The 18,316-nt window shown below is 66.3% G+C and carries 19 protein-coding genes; 9 read left to right on the forward strand and 10 right to left on the reverse strand.

Annotated features, from left to right (window positions below):
* Positions 1-18 precede the first annotated feature (18 nt).
* A complete protein-coding gene (locus QQK63_RS08055; protein WP_277823384.1) occupies positions 19-492 on the reverse strand; it encodes an Lrp/AsnC family transcriptional regulator in 474 nt (157 codons plus the stop codon).
* Positions 493-639: 147 nt separating this feature from the next.
* Here QQK63_RS08055 and cysG point away from each other — a divergent pair, with 147 nt between their 5' ends.
* The 6 genes from cysG (at position 640) to QQK63_RS08085 (ending at position 6,167) form a co-directional block, all read left to right on the forward strand.
* Entirely contained in the window at positions 640-2,058 is a 1,419-nt protein-coding gene (gene cysG / locus QQK63_RS08060; protein ID WP_277823387.1) for a siroheme synthase CysG, read from the forward strand.
* Positions 2,058-2,360 (forward strand): DUF2849 domain-containing protein, encoded by a 303-nt coding sequence (locus QQK63_RS08065; RefSeq protein ID WP_277823390.1) that lies wholly within the window; start codon positions 2,058-2,060, stop codon positions 2,358-2,360. The genes cysG and QQK63_RS08065 overlap by 1 nt, the downstream gene beginning before the upstream one ends.
* The gene (locus tag QQK63_RS08070; RefSeq protein WP_277823393.1) at positions 2,360-4,039 is read left to right on the forward strand and encodes a nitrite/sulfite reductase; all 1,680 of its coding nucleotides are present in this window, start codon (positions 2,360-2,362) and stop codon (positions 4,037-4,039) included. The genes QQK63_RS08065 and QQK63_RS08070 overlap by 1 nt, the downstream gene beginning before the upstream one ends.
* Positions 4,029-4,772 (forward strand): phosphoadenylyl-sulfate reductase, encoded by a 744-nt coding sequence (locus QQK63_RS08075; RefSeq protein ID WP_277823394.1) that lies wholly within the window; start codon positions 4,029-4,031, stop codon positions 4,770-4,772. The genes QQK63_RS08070 and QQK63_RS08075 overlap by 11 nt, the downstream gene beginning before the upstream one ends.
* 53 nt (positions 4,773-4,825) lie before the next feature.
* Complete coding sequence (locus tag QQK63_RS08080; protein ID WP_277823396.1) at positions 4,826-5,236, forward strand: DUF934 domain-containing protein; 411 nt, start codon at positions 4,826-4,828, stop codon at positions 5,234-5,236.
* A gap of 88 nt (positions 5,237-5,324) precedes the next feature.
* Entirely contained in the window at positions 5,325-6,167 is an 843-nt protein-coding gene (locus QQK63_RS08085) for a ferredoxin--NADP reductase (protein ID WP_277823398.1), read from the forward strand.
* A 75-nt stretch (positions 6,168-6,242) separates the two neighbouring features.
* On the opposite strand, the gene QQK63_RS08090 is transcribed toward QQK63_RS08085, so the two are convergent.
* Positions 6,243-6,923 carry a hypothetical protein gene (locus QQK63_RS08090; RefSeq protein ID WP_284283194.1) on the reverse strand — a complete coding sequence of 227 codons (681 nt, stop codon included), beginning with the start codon at positions 6,921-6,923 and terminating at the stop codon, positions 6,243-6,245.
* On the opposite strand from QQK63_RS08090, the gene infC reads away from it, so the two are divergent.
* The 3 genes from infC to QQK63_RS08105 all read left to right on the forward strand — a co-directional run bounded on the left by infC (position 6,922) and on the right by QQK63_RS08105 (position 9,089).
* The gene (gene infC / locus QQK63_RS08095; protein ID WP_277823402.1) at positions 6,922-7,647 is read left to right on the forward strand and encodes a translation initiation factor IF-3; all 726 of its coding nucleotides are present in this window, start codon (positions 6,922-6,924) and stop codon (positions 7,645-7,647) included. The genes QQK63_RS08090 and infC overlap by 2 nt on opposite strands.
* A 103-nt stretch (positions 7,648-7,750) precedes the next feature.
* A complete protein-coding gene (locus QQK63_RS08100; RefSeq protein WP_277823404.1) occupies positions 7,751-8,032 on the forward strand; it encodes a hypothetical protein in 282 nt (93 codons plus the stop codon).
* Positions 8,033-8,168: 136 nt separating this feature from the next.
* Entirely contained in the window at positions 8,169-9,089 is a 921-nt protein-coding gene (locus QQK63_RS08105) for a GlxA family transcriptional regulator (protein ID WP_277823406.1), read from the forward strand.
* A gap of 64 nt (positions 9,090-9,153) precedes the next feature.
* On the opposite strand, the gene QQK63_RS08110 is transcribed toward QQK63_RS08105, so the two are convergent.
* From QQK63_RS08110 to QQK63_RS08145, 8 genes are all read right to left on the reverse strand, one after another.
* The gene (locus QQK63_RS08110; RefSeq protein ID WP_277823408.1) at positions 9,154-9,942 is read right to left on the reverse strand and encodes an FAD binding domain-containing protein; all 789 of its coding nucleotides are present in this window, start codon (positions 9,940-9,942) and stop codon (positions 9,154-9,156) included.
* Positions 9,943-10,029: 87 nt separating this feature from the next.
* Positions 10,030-12,396 carry a xanthine dehydrogenase family protein molybdopterin-binding subunit gene (locus QQK63_RS08115; protein WP_277823410.1) on the reverse strand — a complete coding sequence of 789 codons (2,367 nt, stop codon included), beginning with the start codon at positions 12,394-12,396 and terminating at the stop codon, positions 10,030-10,032.
* A 131-nt stretch (positions 12,397-12,527) separates the two neighbouring features.
* Entirely contained in the window at positions 12,528-13,013 is a 486-nt protein-coding gene (locus QQK63_RS08120) for a (2Fe-2S)-binding protein (RefSeq protein ID WP_277823412.1), read from the reverse strand.
* A gap of 88 nt (positions 13,014-13,101) precedes the next feature.
* Positions 13,102-14,115: a molybdopterin-binding protein gene (locus QQK63_RS08125; RefSeq protein ID WP_277823414.1), complete on the reverse strand. Its 1,014-nt coding sequence runs from the start codon at positions 14,113-14,115 to the stop codon at positions 13,102-13,104.
* Entirely contained in the window at positions 14,112-15,083 is a 972-nt protein-coding gene (locus QQK63_RS08130; protein ID WP_277823416.1) for an XdhC family protein, read from the reverse strand. The genes QQK63_RS08125 and QQK63_RS08130 overlap by 4 nt, the downstream gene beginning before the upstream one ends.
* A gap of 176 nt (positions 15,084-15,259) precedes the next feature.
* Positions 15,260-16,522, reverse strand: a complete 1,263-nt coding sequence (locus QQK63_RS08135; protein WP_277823418.1) for a vWA domain-containing protein — start codon at positions 16,520-16,522, stop codon at positions 15,260-15,262.
* Positions 16,523-16,597: 75 nt separating this feature from the next.
* Positions 16,598-17,098: a peptidase S1 gene (locus QQK63_RS08140; protein WP_277823420.1), complete on the reverse strand. Its 501-nt coding sequence runs from the start codon at positions 17,096-17,098 to the stop codon at positions 16,598-16,600.
* 140 nt (positions 17,099-17,238) lie between these two features.
* Positions 17,239-18,135, reverse strand: a complete 897-nt coding sequence (locus QQK63_RS08145) for an AAA family ATPase (RefSeq protein WP_277823422.1) — start codon at positions 18,133-18,135, stop codon at positions 17,239-17,241.
* Positions 18,136-18,316 lie beyond the last annotated feature (181 nt).

Genomic DNA, 18,316 nt, shown 5'->3' on the forward strand with positions numbered 1-18,316 from the left:
GTGCAAGCGCGCAGGCCTTCAGGTCACCGGCCCCAGCGGCAAGAGCGGGCTGGCCTTGATCTCCTCCATGCTTAGGAGAGCGGTGACATTGTAGATCTTCACCTCGGAAATCAGCGCCTGATAAAAGGCATCATAGGCCCGCGCATTGGGTACGCGCACCTTCAAGATATAGTCGATCTCGCCCGCCAGCCTGTGCGCCTCCTGCACCTCGGGGCGGGCCTTGAGCGCGGCGAGGAATTTCTTCTGCCAATCGGCCTCATGCTCCGAAGTGCGGATGAGGACAAAGAAACAGGCCTCGAACCCCAGCTTCTCGGCATCGAGCAAAACCGTGTGCTGCCCGATGATCCCCGCCTCCTTCATCTTGCGAATCCGGGACCATACAGGGGTCTTGGAAGAGCCGACGACCCGCGCAATCTCGTCGAGCGAGCGGGAGGCATCCTCCTGAAGCGCGGCCAGGATTTTCCGGTCAAGCGCGTCGATCTGGTCGGACATTGTGCAACTTCCCGCGTCATTGGAACGAAATTTTCCCTGCTTGGAATTCATGCAAACAAGCGTTCCTTTTGACAAGGCATATCTGCCATTTCTTGGGAAATTGTTCTATCTCTGTCGCAAGCCTTCAGAACAGGATGGATGCGCCAGATGGACCATTTCCCGATCTTTCTCGCCGTGCAGGGCCGCCGCATCATCGTGTCGGGTGGGGGCGAGACGGCACTGGCGAAATTGCGCATCCTGCTCAAGACCACGGCGCGGATCAGTGTTCTGGCGGATGCGCCCGCGCCTGAACTGGTGACGCTGGCCCAGCAGGGCCGCATCACGCTGATCGAACGCGCCTTCGAACCCGGCGACGCGCTCTGCGCCACGCTGGTCTATGCCGCCAATGACGACGCCCCCGAGGATGCCCGTGTCGCCCGTCTCGCCCGCGCCGATGGAGCCCTCGTGAACATCGTCGACAATCTCGACCACAGCGCCTTCATCACGCCCGCGATCGTCGACCGCGATCCGGTGACCATCGCCATCGGGACCGAGGGCGCGGCCCCGGTTCTCGCGCGCGCCATCAAGGCCGATCTCGAGGAACGCCTGCCCCCGTCCCTTGGTCTGGCCGCCCGCGTGGGCAAAGCCTTCCGCAAGGCCGCCGAGGCGCTTCCGATGGGCCGCAAGCGGCGCGAATTCTGGGCCGATTACTACTTCAACGCCGCCCCGCAAGCGATCGAGAAACAGGGCGAGGCGGGGTTGGATGCCGCCCTTTCCGATCTTTTGGCGAAACATCTGGCCTCTGCCCCCACGCAGGGGCGCGTCGATCTGGTGGGCGCGGGTCCGGGCGATCCCGAACTTCTGACGCTCAAGGCGCGCCGCCTGCTCGACCGTGCCGATGTGGTGATCCATGACCGCCTCGTGTCGCCCGGCATCCTCGAACTGGCGCGGCGCGAGGCGATCCTGATCGATGCCGGCAAGGAAGGCTTCGGCCCCAGCATGACCCAAGCCCAGATCTGTGCCCTGATGGTCGAACATGGCAAGCGCGGCGCGCATGTCGTGCGGCTCAAGGGCGGCGATCCCGCGATCTTCAGCCGCCTCGACGAAGAGATCGAAGCGCTGGAGACAGCAGGCATCGACTGGTCCATCGTGCCCGGTATCACGGCCGCGAGCGCCGCCGCCGCCGGGATCGGCCAAAGCCTGACGAAACGCAACCGCAACAGTGCGCTCAGGATCGTCACCGGCCATGACATGAAGGGCTTTGCCGAACAGGATTGGCGCGGTCTCGCGCGGCCTGACACGGTGGCTGCGATCTACATGGGCGCGCGGGGCGCGCGCTTCATCCAGGGTCGGCTCATGATGCATGGCGCCGATCCGGAGACGCCCGTGACCGCGGTGGAAAACGCCTCCCGCCCCGAGACGCGTGCCATCGTCACGACGCTGGGTCAGCTGGCCGCGACGCTGGAGGAGGAGACATTCACCGGCCCGGTGATCTTGCTCTACGGGCTCTGCCCGCGCGCGGCCGAAGCGGCATTGCCCCTGCCCCGCACCCTGACACGCGCCGACCGCAAAGAGGAATTCGCCTGATGCCCCCCCGCCCCTTCACCCCCAAGGTCCTGACCGCCAACGCGCTGTTGGAAGGCGATGTGGTCTGGCTTGACGCCGATGGCGAATGGACCCGCCGCATGGAAGAGGCCGCGTTGATCGAGGACGAGGCGAGCGCCGAGCTGCACCTGCTCGACGCCCATGCCCGCGCCCACGAGGTCGTCGGCCCCTATCTCGCCGAGGCGCGCCGCGGCTCCCACGGCCCCGAACCCACTCATTTTCGCGAGGCGTTCCGCACCCGCGGCCCATCCAATTACCCCCACGGCAAGCAGGAGGGGCAGTGATGTATCGCTATTCCGAATTCGACGAAAGCTTCGTCCGCTCCCGCGTGGCCCAGTTCCGTGCGCAGGTCGAACGCCGCATCGACGGCTCACTGACCGAAGATGAATTCAAGCCGCTGCGCCTGATGAACGGGCTCTACCTGCAGCTTCACGCCTACATGCTGCGGGTTGCGATCCCCTACGGAACGCTCGATTCCCGCCAGATGCGGCAACTAGCGCTGATCGCTGACCGCTGGGACAAGGGCTATGGCCATTTCACCACGCGCCAGAACATCCAGTTCAACTGGCCCAAACTGGCCGACGTGCCCGATATGCTGGAGGCGCTGGCCGATGTCGGCATGCATGCGATCCAGACCAGCGGCAACACGATCCGCAACGTCACCGCCGACCATTTCGCGGGCGCTGCAGCGGGCGAGGTGGCCGATCCCCGCCCCGTGGCGGAACTCATCCGGCAATGGTCGACCGATCATCCCGAATTCCAGTTTCTGCCCCGCAAGTTCAAGGTGGCCGTGACCGGCCATCCGGACGACCGCGCGGTGACGGCCGCCCATGACATCGGGCTACGTCTGGTGGAACGGGACGGACAAATCGGCGCAACCGTTCTGGCCGGCGGCGGCCTCGGCCGGACACCGATGATCGGCAAGGTCTTGGCGGATTTCGTGCCGCTTGCCGACCTGCTGCCCTATCTGGAAGCCGTGGTGGCCGTCTACAACCTGCTCGGACGACGCGACAACAAGTACAAGGCACGGATCAAGATCACCGTGCATGAGAACGGCATCGAGGAAATCCGCGCGCAGGTGGAGGCGGAATTCGTCGACCGCAAGCGGCTGTTCTCGGGTGTGGATCAGGCGATGCTCGCCGCGATCACCACGCAATTCGCGCCCCCCGCCTTCGAGGCCGAGGCCGAAGGCGACTACGAAACATGGCGCGCCGTCGATCCGGTGTTCCGCGCCTTCACAGACACCAACGTCACCCCGCACCGCCAGCCGGGCTACGCGATCCTGACCGTGAGCCTCAAGGCGCATGGCGCCACACCCGGCGATGCGACCAGCGACCAGATGCGGCTTCTGGCTGATCTCGCCGAGCGCTATGCCCATGACGAATTGCGCATCAGCCATGAGCAGAACGTCATCCTGCCCCATCTGCCCAAACGGCATCTCAAGGCGGTTCACGACGCGCTTTTGGCAGCGGGGCTTGCCACGGCGAATGTCGGCCTCGTCTCCGACATCATCGCCTGCCCCGGCATGGATTATTGCGCGCTGGCCACCGCGCGCTCGATCCCCGTCGCCCAAGGCATCGCGCTTCGCTTCGAAGAATTGCGGCTGGAGCACGAGATCGGGCCGCTCAAGATCAAGATCTCGGGCTGCATCAACGCCTGCGGGCACCATCATGTCGGCCATATCGGCATTCTGGGATTGGACCGCGCGGGAGTGGAAAATTACCAGATCACGCTCGGCGGCGACGGTGGCCCCGATGCCGTCATCGGCGAACGCACGGGCCCCGGTTTCGCCTATGACCAGATCATTCCCGCGGTCGAACGCATCCTGCGCGCCTATCTTGCCCTGCGCGAGGGCCCGGGCGAAACTTTCCTCGACGCCTACCGCAGGCTGGGGATGGAACCGTTCAAGGCCGCGCTCTACGACACCGAAGAGACGGACGGAGCGCGGGCCGATGCAGCCTGATCCAACGCTGACGGACCGGATCGCGGCGCTGAACGCGCGCTACCGGCATCGCTCCGCCACCTCGGTGGTGGAACATGCCTTGCGCGACGGCGACACGGGCGAGGTGGCGCTGGTCTCCTCCTTCGGGGCAGAATCGGTGGTGCTGTTGCACATGGTGGCCGTGGTGGACCCTGCCACCCCGGTCCTTTTCGTCGATACGCAGATGCTGTTTCCCGAAACGCTGGAGTACCAGCGCGACGTGGCCGAGCGCCTTGAGCTTGCCGATCTTCGCATCATCCGCGCGGCGCCGGTGCGTCTGTCCGCCCGCGACCCCGAGGGCGACCTGCACCGGAAAGATCCCGACGCCTGCTGCACCTTGCGCAAGACAGAACCGCTGGAACGCGCGCTTGGCGCCTTCGACGCCTGGATCACCGGGCGCAAGCGGTTCCAGTCGGGCACAAGGGCGGAACTGGCGTTTTTCGAGGAAGAGACGGGGACGGGACGGATCAAGATCAACCCGCTCGCCCATTGGGCCCCGCAGGACGTGGCCGACTACATGGTGAACAACCGCCTGCCCCGGCATCCGCTGGTGGCGCACGGCTATCCGTCGATCGGCTGCGCGCCCTGCACGACGCCGGTAAAGCCCGGCGAAGACCCTCGCGCGGGCCGGTGGCGCGGCAGCGACAAGGAAGAATGCGGCATCCATTTCGTGGACGGGCGCATGGTGCGCGGCCCGCTCAAGGCCGCTTCTTGATCCGTGGCGGCGTCGGGCCGTGCATGTTTTTGGAAAGATGAAGGGAAGCCGGAATGGCAATCGTGATGCGCGATGCGGGCTTTGCCGCAGATGATTGGAACGGCCGGATCGCCCCGCTGCAAGAGGCGCAGGGCGATGACGTGATCGGTATCGACCTCGACCCGGGCGAGGATCTGGCGGCGCTATCCCCCCATCTTGGGCAGATCGCGCTGATCCGTGTGCGGTTCGGGGCCTTCAGCGACGGGCGCGGCTTTACCGTGGCGCGGCGGCTCAGGGCCATGGGCTTTACCGGGCGGCTGCGCGCCGCCGGCCCGATCCTTGCCGATCAATACGCCATGGCGCGCCGCGCGGGCTTCGACGAGGTCGAGGTGGACCCAAAGATTGCCGCCCGCCAACCCGAGGCACAATGGCTTGCCCGCGCCGATTGGCGCGCGGGCGACCATCAGGCGCGGCTTCGGGGATAAGCGCAGGCTTTCCCTGACCCAGATCAAGGCTTAGACAGGCACCTGACGCTAGAGAGGTGCCGACGTGGACAGGAGCGAGCAGAGACAAGTGAAAGACATCGACGCCCCCCAAACCGCCAAGGCGACCCCTACCCTGCCCGATGCGCAGGTCGTGACCGAGGTGGAGCATTACACCGACCGGCTGTTCCGCTTCCGCTGCACCCGGCCTGCAAGCTTGCGCTTCCGCTCGGGCGAATTCGTGATGATCGGCCTGATGGGCGATCCCGATCCCGAGACAGGCAAGCAAAAACCGCTGCTGCGGGCCTATTCCATCGCGTCGCCCTCGTGGGACGAGGAATTGGAATTCTATTCGATCAAGGTTCCGAACGGCCCCCTGACCTCGAAACTGCAGCATATCCAACCGGGCGACGAGATCATCTTGCGCCCCAAGCCCGTCGGCACGCTGGTGCATGATGCGCTCTTGCCGGGCAAGCGGCTGTGGTTCTTCGCCACCGGAACGGGCATCGCGCCCTTCGCAAGCCTGCTGCGCGAGCCGCAGACCTATGCCGACTACGACGAGGTGATCCTGACCCACACCTGCCGCGAAGTGGGCGAGTTGACCTATGGCGCCCGCCTGATCGAGGCGATCCGGCAAGACGAGCTGCTGGCCGAATTGATCGGCGAAGGGTTCGCCGACAAGCTGCGCTACTACCCGACGACGACCCGCGAGCAGAGCCCCAAGATGGGCCGCATCACCGACCTGATGCGCTCGGGCGAGGTCTTTGCCGATCTGGATGTCGCGCCCCTTTCGCCCGCCACCGACCGCGCGATGGTCTGTGGCAATCTGGCCTTCAACCTCGAGATCAAGGAGATGCTCGAAGGCTATGGCCTGACCGAGGGTGCGAATTCCAAACCGGCGGAATATGTGGTGGAAAAGGCATTCCTCGACTGACCTCGGCCCACCACGGCATGAAAAAGCCCCCCGCGACGTGATCGCGGGGGGCTTTTTACGTGTTGCACCCAAGGTTTACTGGGCGATCCCCAGCGCCTCACGCGCCTGCGTCAGCGCGCCTTCGAGCAGCGCGGGATTGTCGCGGGCGCCCTGCAGCGCGGTGGTGAGCGTGGTGCGCGTCATCGGCGACAGATCCGCCGCCTCGATGGCGGCGATGGCCTGATCAAAGTCGAAACCCTCTGCGGTGAAGATCTCGGCCAGCGCGGCATCGCCCGCGGCTTCGGCGGCGACGGCGGTTTCGGCGGTGGCGGTATCGGCCGTACCTTCCACGGCCTCGACAGCCGCTTCGACGGCGGCGGCGGCATCCGAAGCAGCGGCTTCGGCGGCCTCGGTTGCGCCTTCGACGGCGGCCTCGACGGCTTCGGTCGCGGTTTCGGCGGCTTCGGCGGCAGCGGCCTCTGCGGCGGCGGCAGCTTCGGCAGCGGCGGCTTCGGCGGCGGCGGCGGCGTCGGCGGCGGCGGCTTCGGCGGCGGCGGCGGCCTCGGCGGCGGCAGCTTCCGCAGCGGCAAGGGCCTCGGCGGCGGCGGCTTCGGCGGCTGCAGCTTCTTCCGCTGCGGCGGCTTCGGCGGCGGCGGCAGCCTCGGCTGCAGCTGCGGCCGCTTCTTCAGCAGCGCGCGTCGCGTTCGATTGCATCAGGAAATAACCGCCCCCGCCAAGGGCGGCGAGGATCACGATGATGATGAGTACTCGGTTCATGTCTTCCCCCATAGGGATAGGTATAAAGATCATCGCGACATATGCGGCCCCTGCCCTCGGCGCAATGCCGCATCGCGGCACGACGGGGAAACCGGCGGGCCGCTGCCCAAATCGCCTTGAAAGCCGAGCCGCCAGCGATTACCGTGCGCGCTCGTACACTGGCAACCTTCAGGAGGCCCCCATAGCCCGCAGACCCCATAATGCGCCGCCGCAACGCGAAACCGGCCCGCGCATCAACGACCGCATCCGCGCCCCCGAGATCCGCCTGATCGGCGCCGATGGCGAAAACGTAGGCGTCGTGACGCCCGCCCGTGCCCTTGTCATGGCCGAGGAAGCCGGGCTCGACCTGGTCGAGATCTCGCCCAATGCCGAGCCGCCCGTTTGCAAGATCATGGATTTCGGCAAGTACAAGTACGAAACCCAGAAACGCGAGGCCGAGGCCCGCAAGAAGCAGAAGATCATCGAGGTCAAGGAGGTCAAGTTCCGCCCGAACACCGACACCCATGACTACGAGGTCAAGATGCGCTCGGTGACCAAGTTCCTGCAGAACGGCGACAAGGTTAAGGTCACGCTGCGGTTCCGGGGCCGGGAAATGGCCCACCAGAACCTCGGGCGCGAATTGCTCGAACGGGTGGCCGCCGATATCGACGGCTTGGGCAAGGTGGAAAACATGCCCAAACTCGAAGGCCGCCAGATGGTGATGATGATCGGCCCCTCCAAGTGATGGGGCCCAGCCCGCAGTCTGCGGCATGACGACGGGGCGCGCCGATGGCGCGCCTTTTTCTTTGGGGATTGGTCGCGCCCCCGCGACACGCTAAACTTGCGCCATGAACCACGCCCTTCGCCTGCTCGTCTGCGCCTTGCCGCTTCTGCCTGCCGATCTTGCGCGGGCAGAGGGGCTGGAACTGTCGGGCTCCATCGCGATGGGCCTTGCGGGCGGGTCGAACACCGCTGGGGCGGATGACCTGCGCCCGGTGGCCGACCTCGACCTCCGTGTACGTCTCAGCCACACCACGGATGCCGGGCTGACGCTGGCCTTCGAATACGAGTTCCACGACATCGAGACAGAGAGCCAGCGCACAACTCCGGGCATCCCGCGCCGCCGCTGAGGGCTTTTGGCACGAGGTTGTTGCGGGCTGGCCGCACCCCGCCTTTCGCGCACGAATTTGTCTTGAACCGCCCGGATTGGCGCTGCATCCTCCCATCATGGGTCATGTAAGTTTTATCCTGTTTCCCGGTTTCCCCATGTTGGCTTACGCGGTCGCGCGCGAGGCGGTGGATATCGTCAACCGCCTGTCTGACGATCCGCGCCTGACCTGCGACACCCGCATCCCCGGACATAGCCGAACCGAGGCCTCGAACGGCTCCGTGATGGGCCCCGACCGCACAGATTGGGACGGGGCCGAGGATGTCGACCTCGCGCTCATCTTCTGCGGCGACGACTTGCCCAAACGCATCCCGAACGGGTTCCAGAATTTCCTCGCGCAGGTCGATGCGGCGGGCGGGCGTCTGGGCGGCGTGGCGGGGGGCACCACGATCCTTGGCCGGATCGGGCGGCTCGACGGATGCCGCGCCGTCCTGCACCGCGCGCCCGAAAGCGACGAAACCTTTCCCGCGGTCGAAATCCTTGATCGCCCCTATCTCCTGGACAACCGCCGCCTGACGGTCGCGGGCGGTCTGGCCATCGCCGATGCGCTCTGCGCATGGATCGCCGAACAGACAAGCCCCGCACTTGCCGATGAGGTTTCGCGCGGCCTGATGAGCGGGCGTGTACAGCACCGCCAGACCTCCGCCCCGACCGAGCCCGAAGACAGCCCGGACGATCCCGTCATCGCCGAGATGGAGGCCCAGATGCGCGCCCATCTTGCCGATCCCCTGCCCCTGTCGGATCTGGCCGAAAGCATGGGTCTCAGCCGCAAGGCGCTGCGCGGGCGCTGCATGCGGGCGCTTGGCGTCACGCCCTCCGACCATTACCTCGCGATCCGCCTGCGCCACGGTGCGGAATTGCTGCGCCATACCGCCATGCCGGTTTCGGAAATCGCGCGCGCCAGCGGCTTCGAAACGCTCGCGGGCTTCTCGCGGTCGATCCGCAACACGTTGGGCGTCAGCCCCTCGGCCATGCGCAAGATGGCGCGCGCCGCCCGCCTCGTTCAGAAATACGCCTGATCGCCGCGCCAAAGAAAAACGCCGGGTGTGACCCCGGCGTTTGATTGTGTTGTGTGTTGGCCACTCAGGCTGCGGCGACCGCGCGCCCGGTCATCACCTTCACCAGATGCGCGCGATAGGCATCGGTGCCGTGCAGGTCGGAAATCATCGTTCCCTCGGGCGGCGACAGCGCGTCGATCGCGGCTTTCGAGAAATCGGCGTTCAAAGCCGCTTCCGCCTCGGCCCAGCGGAACACCCCGTCGGACGAGGCGCCCGTGACCGCCACCCGCACGCCATCGGCGTATTTGGCGACGAACACGCCAACCAGCGCAAAGCGCGAGGCGGGTTGGACGAACTTCTGGTAATTCACCTTCTGCGGCACGGGGAAGCGCACCTCGGTGATGATCTCGCCCTCGTTCAGCGCGGTCTCGAACATGCCGAGGAAATAATCGTCGGCCGCGATGTCACGGGTGTTGGTCTTGATCACCGCCCCCGATCCCAGCGCCGCCGCCGGATAGCAGGCCGACGGGTCATTGTTGGCGAGGCTTCCGCCGATCGTCCCGCGATTGCGCACCGCTGGATCGCCGATATGACCCGCAAGCGCTGCAAGCGCCGGATAATGGGCCGCCGCCTCGCGCGCCACGACCGCATGGGGCGTCGCCCCCCCGATGCAGACATGGCCCGCGTCATTCACGCAGACCCCGATCATCTCGGGGATGGAATTGAGGCTCACCAGCGTCGCCGGTGCCGCAAGCCGCTGCTTCATGGTCGGCAACAGCGTCTGGCCACCGCCGAGCGCCTGCGCCTCCTCACCGGCCAGCGCCGCCACGGCCTCGTCGATGGTCTTGGGCTTGGCGAATTCGAAACTGTACATCTGACGTCCTCCCGAAGGGTCCCGCCCTTCTTCGTTTTCCAAATATCCCGGGGGGTCCGGGGGGCTGGCCCCCCGCTCCCTCCATCCTCAGCCGTGCATCGCCGACCAGACGCGCGCGGGCGTCAGCGGCATGTCGATATGGGCCACATGTTTCATGCCCCCCCGGTGCAGGGCATCAATCACCGCGTTCACCACGGCGGGCGGCGAGCCGATCGCGCCTGCCTCCCCGCAGCCCTTCACCCCAAGCGGGTTGTGGGTGCAGGGCGTGACGCAGGAATGATCCACCTGGTAGAAAGGCACGTCATCGGCACGCGGCATGGCGTAATCCATGTAGCTTGCCGACAAAAGCTGCCCATTCTCGTCATAGCTGACATTCTCCAAAAGCGCCTGACCGATCCCCTGCGCCAAACCGCCATGCACCTGCCCCGACACGATCATCGGGTTGATGACATTGCCGAAATCATCGGCCGCAGCAAAGGAGCAGATCGTCACCTTGCCGGTCTCGGGGTCCACCTCCACCTCGCAGGCATAGGCGCCGGCGGGATAGGTGAAGTTGTTGGGATCGTAGAAGGCCGTCTCCTCCAGCCCCGGTTCCAGCTCCGTCAGTGGATAGTTGTGCGGCACATAGGCGGCCAGCGTGACATCGCCCCAGGCCACCGACTTGTCGGTGCCCGCGACGGTGAACTGCCCGTCCTTCAGTTCGATATCGCCTTCCGAGGCCTCCATCAGATGGGCCGCGATCTTCTTGGCCTTCTTGATGATCTTCTCGGTCGCCCGCACCATGGCCGAACCGCCCACCGCGATGGAGCGCGACCCATAGGTGCCCATGCCCATCGGCGTATTGGCGGTGTCGCCATGCACGATCTCGACCTGCGCCTCTGGCACGCCGATCATGTCGGCCACGACCTGCGCAAAAGACGTCTCATGCCCCTGCCCATGGCTGTGGCTGCCCGTCATCACGACGATGCCGCCCGTGGCATTGACCCGCACGGTGGCGCTTTCGTAAAGCCCCGCGCGCGCGCCCAACTGCCCGACAAGCGCCGAGGGTGCGATCCCGCAGGCCTCGATGTAGCAATTGATGCCCAGACCGCGCAGCTTGCCGTCGGCCTTCGATTTGGCCGCCCGCGCTTCGAACCCGTCGCGGTCGATCATCTCGAGCAGCTTGTCCATCGTCGCGTTGTAATCGCCGGTGTCGTATTCCACCGCCACCGGGGTGGCATAGGGGAACTGGGTGATGAAATTCTGCCGCCGCAGATCGACCGGATCGACGCCCAATTCGCGCGCCGCCTTGTCGACCAACCGCTCCAGCTGGAAGGTCGCCTCGGGCCGCCCCGCGCCGCGATAGGCATCGACCGGCACGGTGTTGGTAAAGACCGCCTTGACGTTCACATAGATCAGCGGCGTGCGGTAATTCCCCGCCATCAGCGTCCCGTGCAACCACGTCGGCACCGAGGGCGCAAAGGTCGACAGATACGCCCCCATGTTGGCATAGGTCTCGGTCCGGATCGCGGTGAAATTGTTCTCGGCATCCAGCGCCAGTTCGATCTTGGTCACATGATCGCGCCCATGCGCATCGGTGATGAAGGCCTCAGACCGGCTCGCCGTCCATTTCACCGGGCGGCGGATCGCCTTGGCGGCGAAGGTGCAGAACGCCTCTTCCGCGTAGTGGAAGATCTTGGACCCGAACCCGCCCCCCACATCGGGCGCGACCACGCGCAGCTTGTGTTCCGGGATGCCGAGGACAAAGGCCCCCATCAACAGCCGGATCACATGCGGGTTCTGGCTGGTGGTATAAAGGGTCGAATCGTCCGTGCCGGTGTTGTAATCGCCCACTGCCACGCGCGGTTCCATCGCATTGGGCGACAGGCGGTTGTTCACCAGTTCCAGCGTCGTGACATGCGCAGCCTTCGAGAATGCCTCGTCGACCGCGGCCTTGTTCTCCTCGACAAAGCCCCAGTCGTAGCACAGGTTGCTGCTCAAATCGTCATGCACCTTGGGCGCATCGGGCCGCAGCGCCTTCTTCATGTCGACGACGGCGGGCAATTCCTCGATGTCGAGCACGATGGCTTCAGCCGCATTGCGCGCCTCTGCCGCCGTTTCTGCCACCACAGCCGCGATCGGATCGCCGACATGGCGCACCTTGCCCTGCGCCAGCACCGGATGGGCCGGTTCCTGCATCGGGTTTCCGTGCCGGTCCGTCACCTGCCAGCCGCAGGGCAGCCCACCGACGCCCTCGAAATCCTTGCCGGTGAAAATGCGGATCACGCCCGGCATCCCCTCGGCCGCACTGGTATCAACCTTGTTCAACCGCCCATGCGCCACGTCCGAGCGCAGGAAATGCACATAGGCCTGCCCATGCAGGTTGATGTCGTCGGTATAGCGTCCCTGTCCGGTCAGAAACCGGACGTCTTCGCGCCGCTTCGAGCTGGCGCCGATCCCATGATCCTTCGGCATGGTCGTCCTCCCTTGGATGCCTCCCCGGCCCGCCACCATAGGGGGCCTCGGGGTCGGGGCGCGTCATCGCCCCTTCATCTTCCCCCAAATATGCAGACCCGGCCCGCCTCCTCCGCGAACCGGTCCCGGGGTCATTCGGCGGCGATCGCCCCCACATCCTGCCCGCTCGCAGCCAAGATCGCCTTGACGATGTTGTGATAGCCCGTGCAGCGGCAGATATTGCCTTCCAGATAGGCGCGCACCTCGGTCTCGGTCGGCTTGGGGTTCTCCTTCAACAGGGCCGCCGCCGACATCACCATGCCCGGCGTGCAGAACCCGCACTGAAGCCCATGATGGTCCTGAAACGCCTGCTGGATCACCGACAGCGACCCGTCGGGGTTGGCCATTCCCTCGATCGTGGTGACGCTCGCCCCGTCCAGATCGGCGGCCAAAGCGGTACAACTCTTGATCGCATTGCCGTTCACATGCACCACGCAAGCCCCGCACTGGCTGGTGTCACAGCCCACATGCGTGCCCGTCAGGCGCAGCCCCTCTCGCAGGAATTCGGCCAGCAGCGTGCGGCCTTCGACGTCGCGAGTCACGGCCTTGCCGTTCACCGTCATCGTTACCTGGGTCATTCTCGTCCTCCCTCGGTTATTGGAGATATCCAATCACCAAACGGACGAAACGCAAACGGTATTTTTCCCTTCCTGCGGGGCTGCGGGATCACGGCAGCGTGATCTTGCGCTCCCGCGGCTGGGGGCGCGTAGGGATTTCCTTGAGCAACCCGCCCACCCCCATCGCCGCGATATCCGCGCCCGTCACCGCGACACCGCAGGCCAACCGCTCCAGCACCCAATCGGCCCCGTTCAACGCGGGCGAGCGCGCACACCCCGGCAAGCCGATCACGGGCCGCGCTCCGATCCGCCCCAACACCAGAAGGTTGCCCGGATCGACCGGCATCCCGAACCGGATCACCTCGCCGCCCGCCGCAGCGATCCCGCTCGGCACCACATCGGCGATATCCGATGTCGCCGATCCGGTCAGCACCAGAACCATCCCCGCCCGCGATGCGGCGATGGCACCAGCCACCGCGCCCGCCTCATGGGCCACGATCCGCAAAGCGCCTTCCGCCACGCCCAGACGCGCCACACGCTCCCAGACGGCGCGAATGCCCTTGTCCTCCGCCGCGGCCATCCCCGGGGCTGTCTCGGTCACGATCAGATCGGCAGAGCCGCAGACAGGCCCCCGCCGCGCAATCGCGCCGGTCCCGGCGGCACAGGCCGCGTCCAAAGCCGCCTCTGCCACGCCATAGGCGATGATCTTGACCGTGCCGACCATGGTGCCGTCCGTCACGCGCTGCCACTCAGGAACGGTCGCCAGCGTGATCATCGGGTCGACCGCGTTCAGCCGCGCAATAGCCCCCGCATCAAGCGCGATCACGCCGGGCCCGGTCGCGCGGATGTTGACCCGCCCGGTAAAGGGTGCCTCGATCCGCAATCCGGCCGCCTCCGGGTCGGGCACCAACGCCGCCGCAAGGCGCGCCGCCGCCGCATCCTCCGCGACATCCCCGGGCTCCAGACGCGCGACGATCACCCGCTCGAACCCCGCCGCCGCCAACGCCGCGACATCCGCAGCGGACAACACCCGCCCCTTCTTCAGCTTGCCCCCCGGCAGGGACAGCGCATGGGCCAGAACCGCCCCCTCCGCTTCCCCCAGCGCGACAGGCCCGAACCTCATCCGCGGCGCAGCCTCTGCGTGACCTCGGCCAGCACGGAAACCGCGATCTCCCCCGGCCCCCGCGCCCCGATATCAAGACCCACCGGCGCATGGATGCGCGCGATCTGCGCCTCGGTGAACCCGGCTTCCGTCAATCGCGCCACCCTCTTCGCATGGGTGCGCGTGGATCCAAGACACCCAAGGTAATAGACCTCCGATGCCAAGGCCGCCCGGATCGCCGGATCGTCCAGCTTGGGGTCATGCGTCAGCGTCACCACCGCCGTCCGCGCATCGAGGCCCAAGGCCTCCAATGCCTCATCCGGCCATTCTTCTACAAGATTTGTGTCGGGAAACCGCGCCGCCGCGCCAAAGGCCGGGCGGGGATCGATCACCGTCACGTCATGGCCCGCGATCCGTGCCATCGGCACCAGCGCCTGCGCGATATGCACGGCCCCAACAACCAACAACCGAAGGGGCGGATTGTGAACATGCACGAAATGCCGCCCGTCTTCCTCCACCCCCGACCGGTCCATCCGGAACCTTTCGGCAAATTCCCCCGCCGGGGCAAGCCGCCGCGCGCCACCCTCAAGGTCGGCGACATAGGCCACAGGCCGTCGCGCCGCGCGCGCCGCCACCAGCTCCTCCAGAACCTCCACGGGCAGCGCTCCGCTCACAGGTTCCACTAGCACCCGGATACGCCCGCCACAGGCCAGCCCCACGGCAAAAGCCTCGTCATCGGACACGCCGAAGTCCAACAGCTTCGCCGCGCCAGACCCGACCAATTCCATCGCCTCGACCACGACCGCGCCCTCGACACAGCCGCCCGAGACCGAGCCTTCCATGTCGCCCGCGCCCGATACCACCATCTGCGATCCGACCGCCCGGGGTGCCGACCCCCATGTCTCGACCACGGTTGCGATAACGGCACCCTTGCCGCCGCGGTGCCAGTCCAGCGCCAGCTCCGGCATCAACTCAAGGTTTCCCGCCATGCCCGCTCCTCCTTGGCGCTCAACCTAGACCGCCGCCATCCGAGCCGAAAGCCCCTTCATCTTGGCCAAAAAACTCCGGGGGAGTCGCCAAAGGCGACGGGGGCAGAGCCTCCTGAATAAAGAATCGTCGCCTCTGGCGACGGGGGCAGAGCCCCCATCCCCCCACGCCACACGCCTCACCCCTCGGCCAGCATCCGCATCAAGCGCGCCTTCTCGCCTGCATCGCCGGGCCGCGACAGCGCCTCGGCCAGACCCTCCAGCGCGGCGATATTGTGCCCCGCCCGGAAACTGTCGACATGGGGCAGCATCGCCCGAATGCCCGCGGCCTTGGGCGCAAAGCCCTCCCAGCGCAGCAGCGGATTGACCCAGATCACGCGCCGCGCCGACAGGTGCAGCCGCTCCATCGCGCGCGACAGCCGCTCGGGCTCGTCCCGGTCCAATCCGTCGGTGATGATCAAAACGACCGCGCCCTGCCCCAGCACCCGGCGCGACCAGTCGCGGTTGAACGTCTCGAGGCAGTACGCGATCCGCGTCCCCCCCTCCCAATCCTGTGCCTCGGCGCCCGCGGCTTTCAGGGCCGCATCCACGTCTTTCTGGGCCAAATGCCGGGTGATGTTCGTCAGCCGCGTGCCAAAGGTAAAGGCATGGACCCGCGCCCAGCCCGCGCCCTTCTCATTGGCCACCGCATGCAGGAAATGCAGCACCGCCCGCGAATACGACGACATCGACCCCGAAATGTCGCACAGCGTCACCAAGGCCGGCCAACGGATGCGCCGCGCGCGTCGGGCGAATTGCGTGATCTCGCCCCCCTGCGCCAGCCCCGCGCGCATCGTGCGCCGCCAATCGGGGCTCGTGCCCCGCACTGCTGCCTCGGTCCGGCGGCTATTGAGCGGCGGCACGGCCAGGCTCATCCGCGCAAGGACGCGCTTGGCCTCGGCCATCTCGGCCAGCGACATCTGCTCGAAATCGAGCGTCTTGAGCCGCTCCTCCCGGCTCATCGTCAGGCTGGCATCGACCTCGATCTCGGTGCCGTCCTCCTCCCCCTCGGGCATATCGGGCGCGTCCCGCTCCACCCCGTGCAACAGGGCCTCCGCCGCGCGCTTCTCGGCGGGGCGCAACACGCGCTCTTCGGCCACGCCGCGCACCTGCGGCGTGAGCAGCGACATCATCTGCTCAAGGTAGCGCGGATCCCGCCAGTAAAGTCGGAACAGCTGATCGAACACCACCCGATGCTCGGGCCGTGACACGAAACAGGCCATCAGCGTGTGGTGAAAATCTGCCCTGTCCGTAAATCCCGCCGCCTCGACCGCGACGATCGCATCGGCCACGCGCCCCGGACCGGCGGGCAGGCCCGCTGCCCTGAGCGCGCGGGCGAAATGGGTGATGTTGGTCACCAGCTGTGGATTATCGGGCAGGGACAGGGGGGCATGTTCGACCATGCCCCCATGAACATCCCTCTCCCCGCGACGGTCAAGCACCCTGATCGGATGCGCCGACCACCGCCTTATCCCCGCTCAGTAATTGTATTCGGTGATGATCAGCTGCGCCGGATTGTTCGAGGATTGGTGGTAGCTCCCCGTCCAGACATCGTATTGCCCGGCCATCGGGTTGGTGAAAACGACCGCCGAATTGAAGTTCCGGTAATCATCGTTGAAATGCCACGACCCGTCAGGCGCATTCACCAAGAGCACCGGATCGACGTTCGACCGCGCCTCCAGCGCAAAGGTCAGCCGCCCCGTGGGCGAGGATCCGTTGTAGAACAGCCGGAAATCCGGCCGCGTCACGACCCAGCCCGAATATTGCCCGCCCGTGCAGGCCGACAGGCTGACCCGTCCGCCCGCCGTCAGGTTGCGCACGTAAGGATCGGGGATGAACCCCGCATTCAACGTGGTCGAGCCGAAAACGGTCGAATTGTTCCAGCTCGGACAGGCCTGCGCCGAAGCCGCCCCGGTCTGCACCCCCGCCAGCATCACCGCAACGACGAGAGCCGATGCCGCCATCTTGAGAAATTTCATAATCTGTCCCCTGTGCTGAGTTTTCTTTTGCAAAAGGTTAACTCCGGCGCCCCTGCCCCTGTCAAAGAAAACGGAGCCGGGCGCGGGAAAACCTCACCCCCGGCGCAGGCAACGGCGGTCCGCAACCCCATCGCGCCCGGTCAGACCGGTGCCTCCGCCGCCAATTGGTCCAAGATCCGCTTGGCCTCCGATCCCTGCAACCGCTGGATGTCGTCTTGGTATTTCAGGATCGCACCCAGCGTGTCGGCGATGACCTCGGGCGACAATTCCAGCACGTCCAGCGCCAGCAGGCACTTGGCCCAATCGATGGTCTCCGCCACGCCCGGCCGCTTGAACAGGTCCTCGGTCCTGAGCGCCTGCACGAAACCCACCACCGCCCGGCTCAGGCTCTCGGCCGCCTCGGGCACCCGCGCCTTCAGGATCGCCAGTTCGCGGGCAAGATCGGGGTAATCGACCCAATGGTACAGGCACCGCCGCTTGAGCGCGTCATGCACCTCCCGCGTGCGGTTCGAGGTCAGGATCACGATGGGCGGCTCGGGCGCGCGGATCGTGCCCAGTTCCGGGATCGTCACCTGGAAATCGGACAAAGCCTCCAGCAAGAACGCCTCGAACGGCTCGTCGGTCCGGTCGATCTCATCGATCAACAACACCGGCGCGCCGGCCGGATCGGGCCGCATCGCCTGCAGCAGCGGGCGCTCGATCAGGTACTCATCGGAAAAAAGCTCGCGGCGCAACGCGCCCGCCTCTGCCCCGCCCGCGGCCTCCGCGGACCGGATCGCGACCATCTGCGCCGCGAAATTCCACTCATAGACAGCACTCGCGGCATCAAGGCCCTCGTAGCATTGCAGCCGGATCAGGCGGCGGCCCAGCGCCGCGGCGATGGCCTTGGCGATCTCGGTCTTGCCGGTCCCCGCCTCCCCCTCCAGAAACAGCGGACGGCCCAGCCGCAGCGACAGGAACACGACAATCGCAAGCGCCCGACCGCAGACATAGCCCTGCGCCGCCAAATCGGCCTGCACCGCGTCGATCGACTTCATCACACAGCCTCCCTCGGGCCTCCCTCGGGCCTCTCTCCCCCCTCATGAACCCCGCCCCGCGCCCCGCGGTCAAGGCCCGCCTCCGCCAATCCGTCACCAAACCGTTTACGGATTTAGCGATAATCCGCCCTCGAACGCCTCTTCTTTTTCCCAGCTCTGCCGTATTCATGGGTCAGACGCT

Source organism: Roseicyclus marinus (genome assembly GCF_030163795.1).
In the GTDB taxonomy this organism is placed as follows: Bacteria; Pseudomonadota; Alphaproteobacteria; order Rhodobacterales; family Rhodobacteraceae; genus Roseicyclus; species Roseicyclus marinus.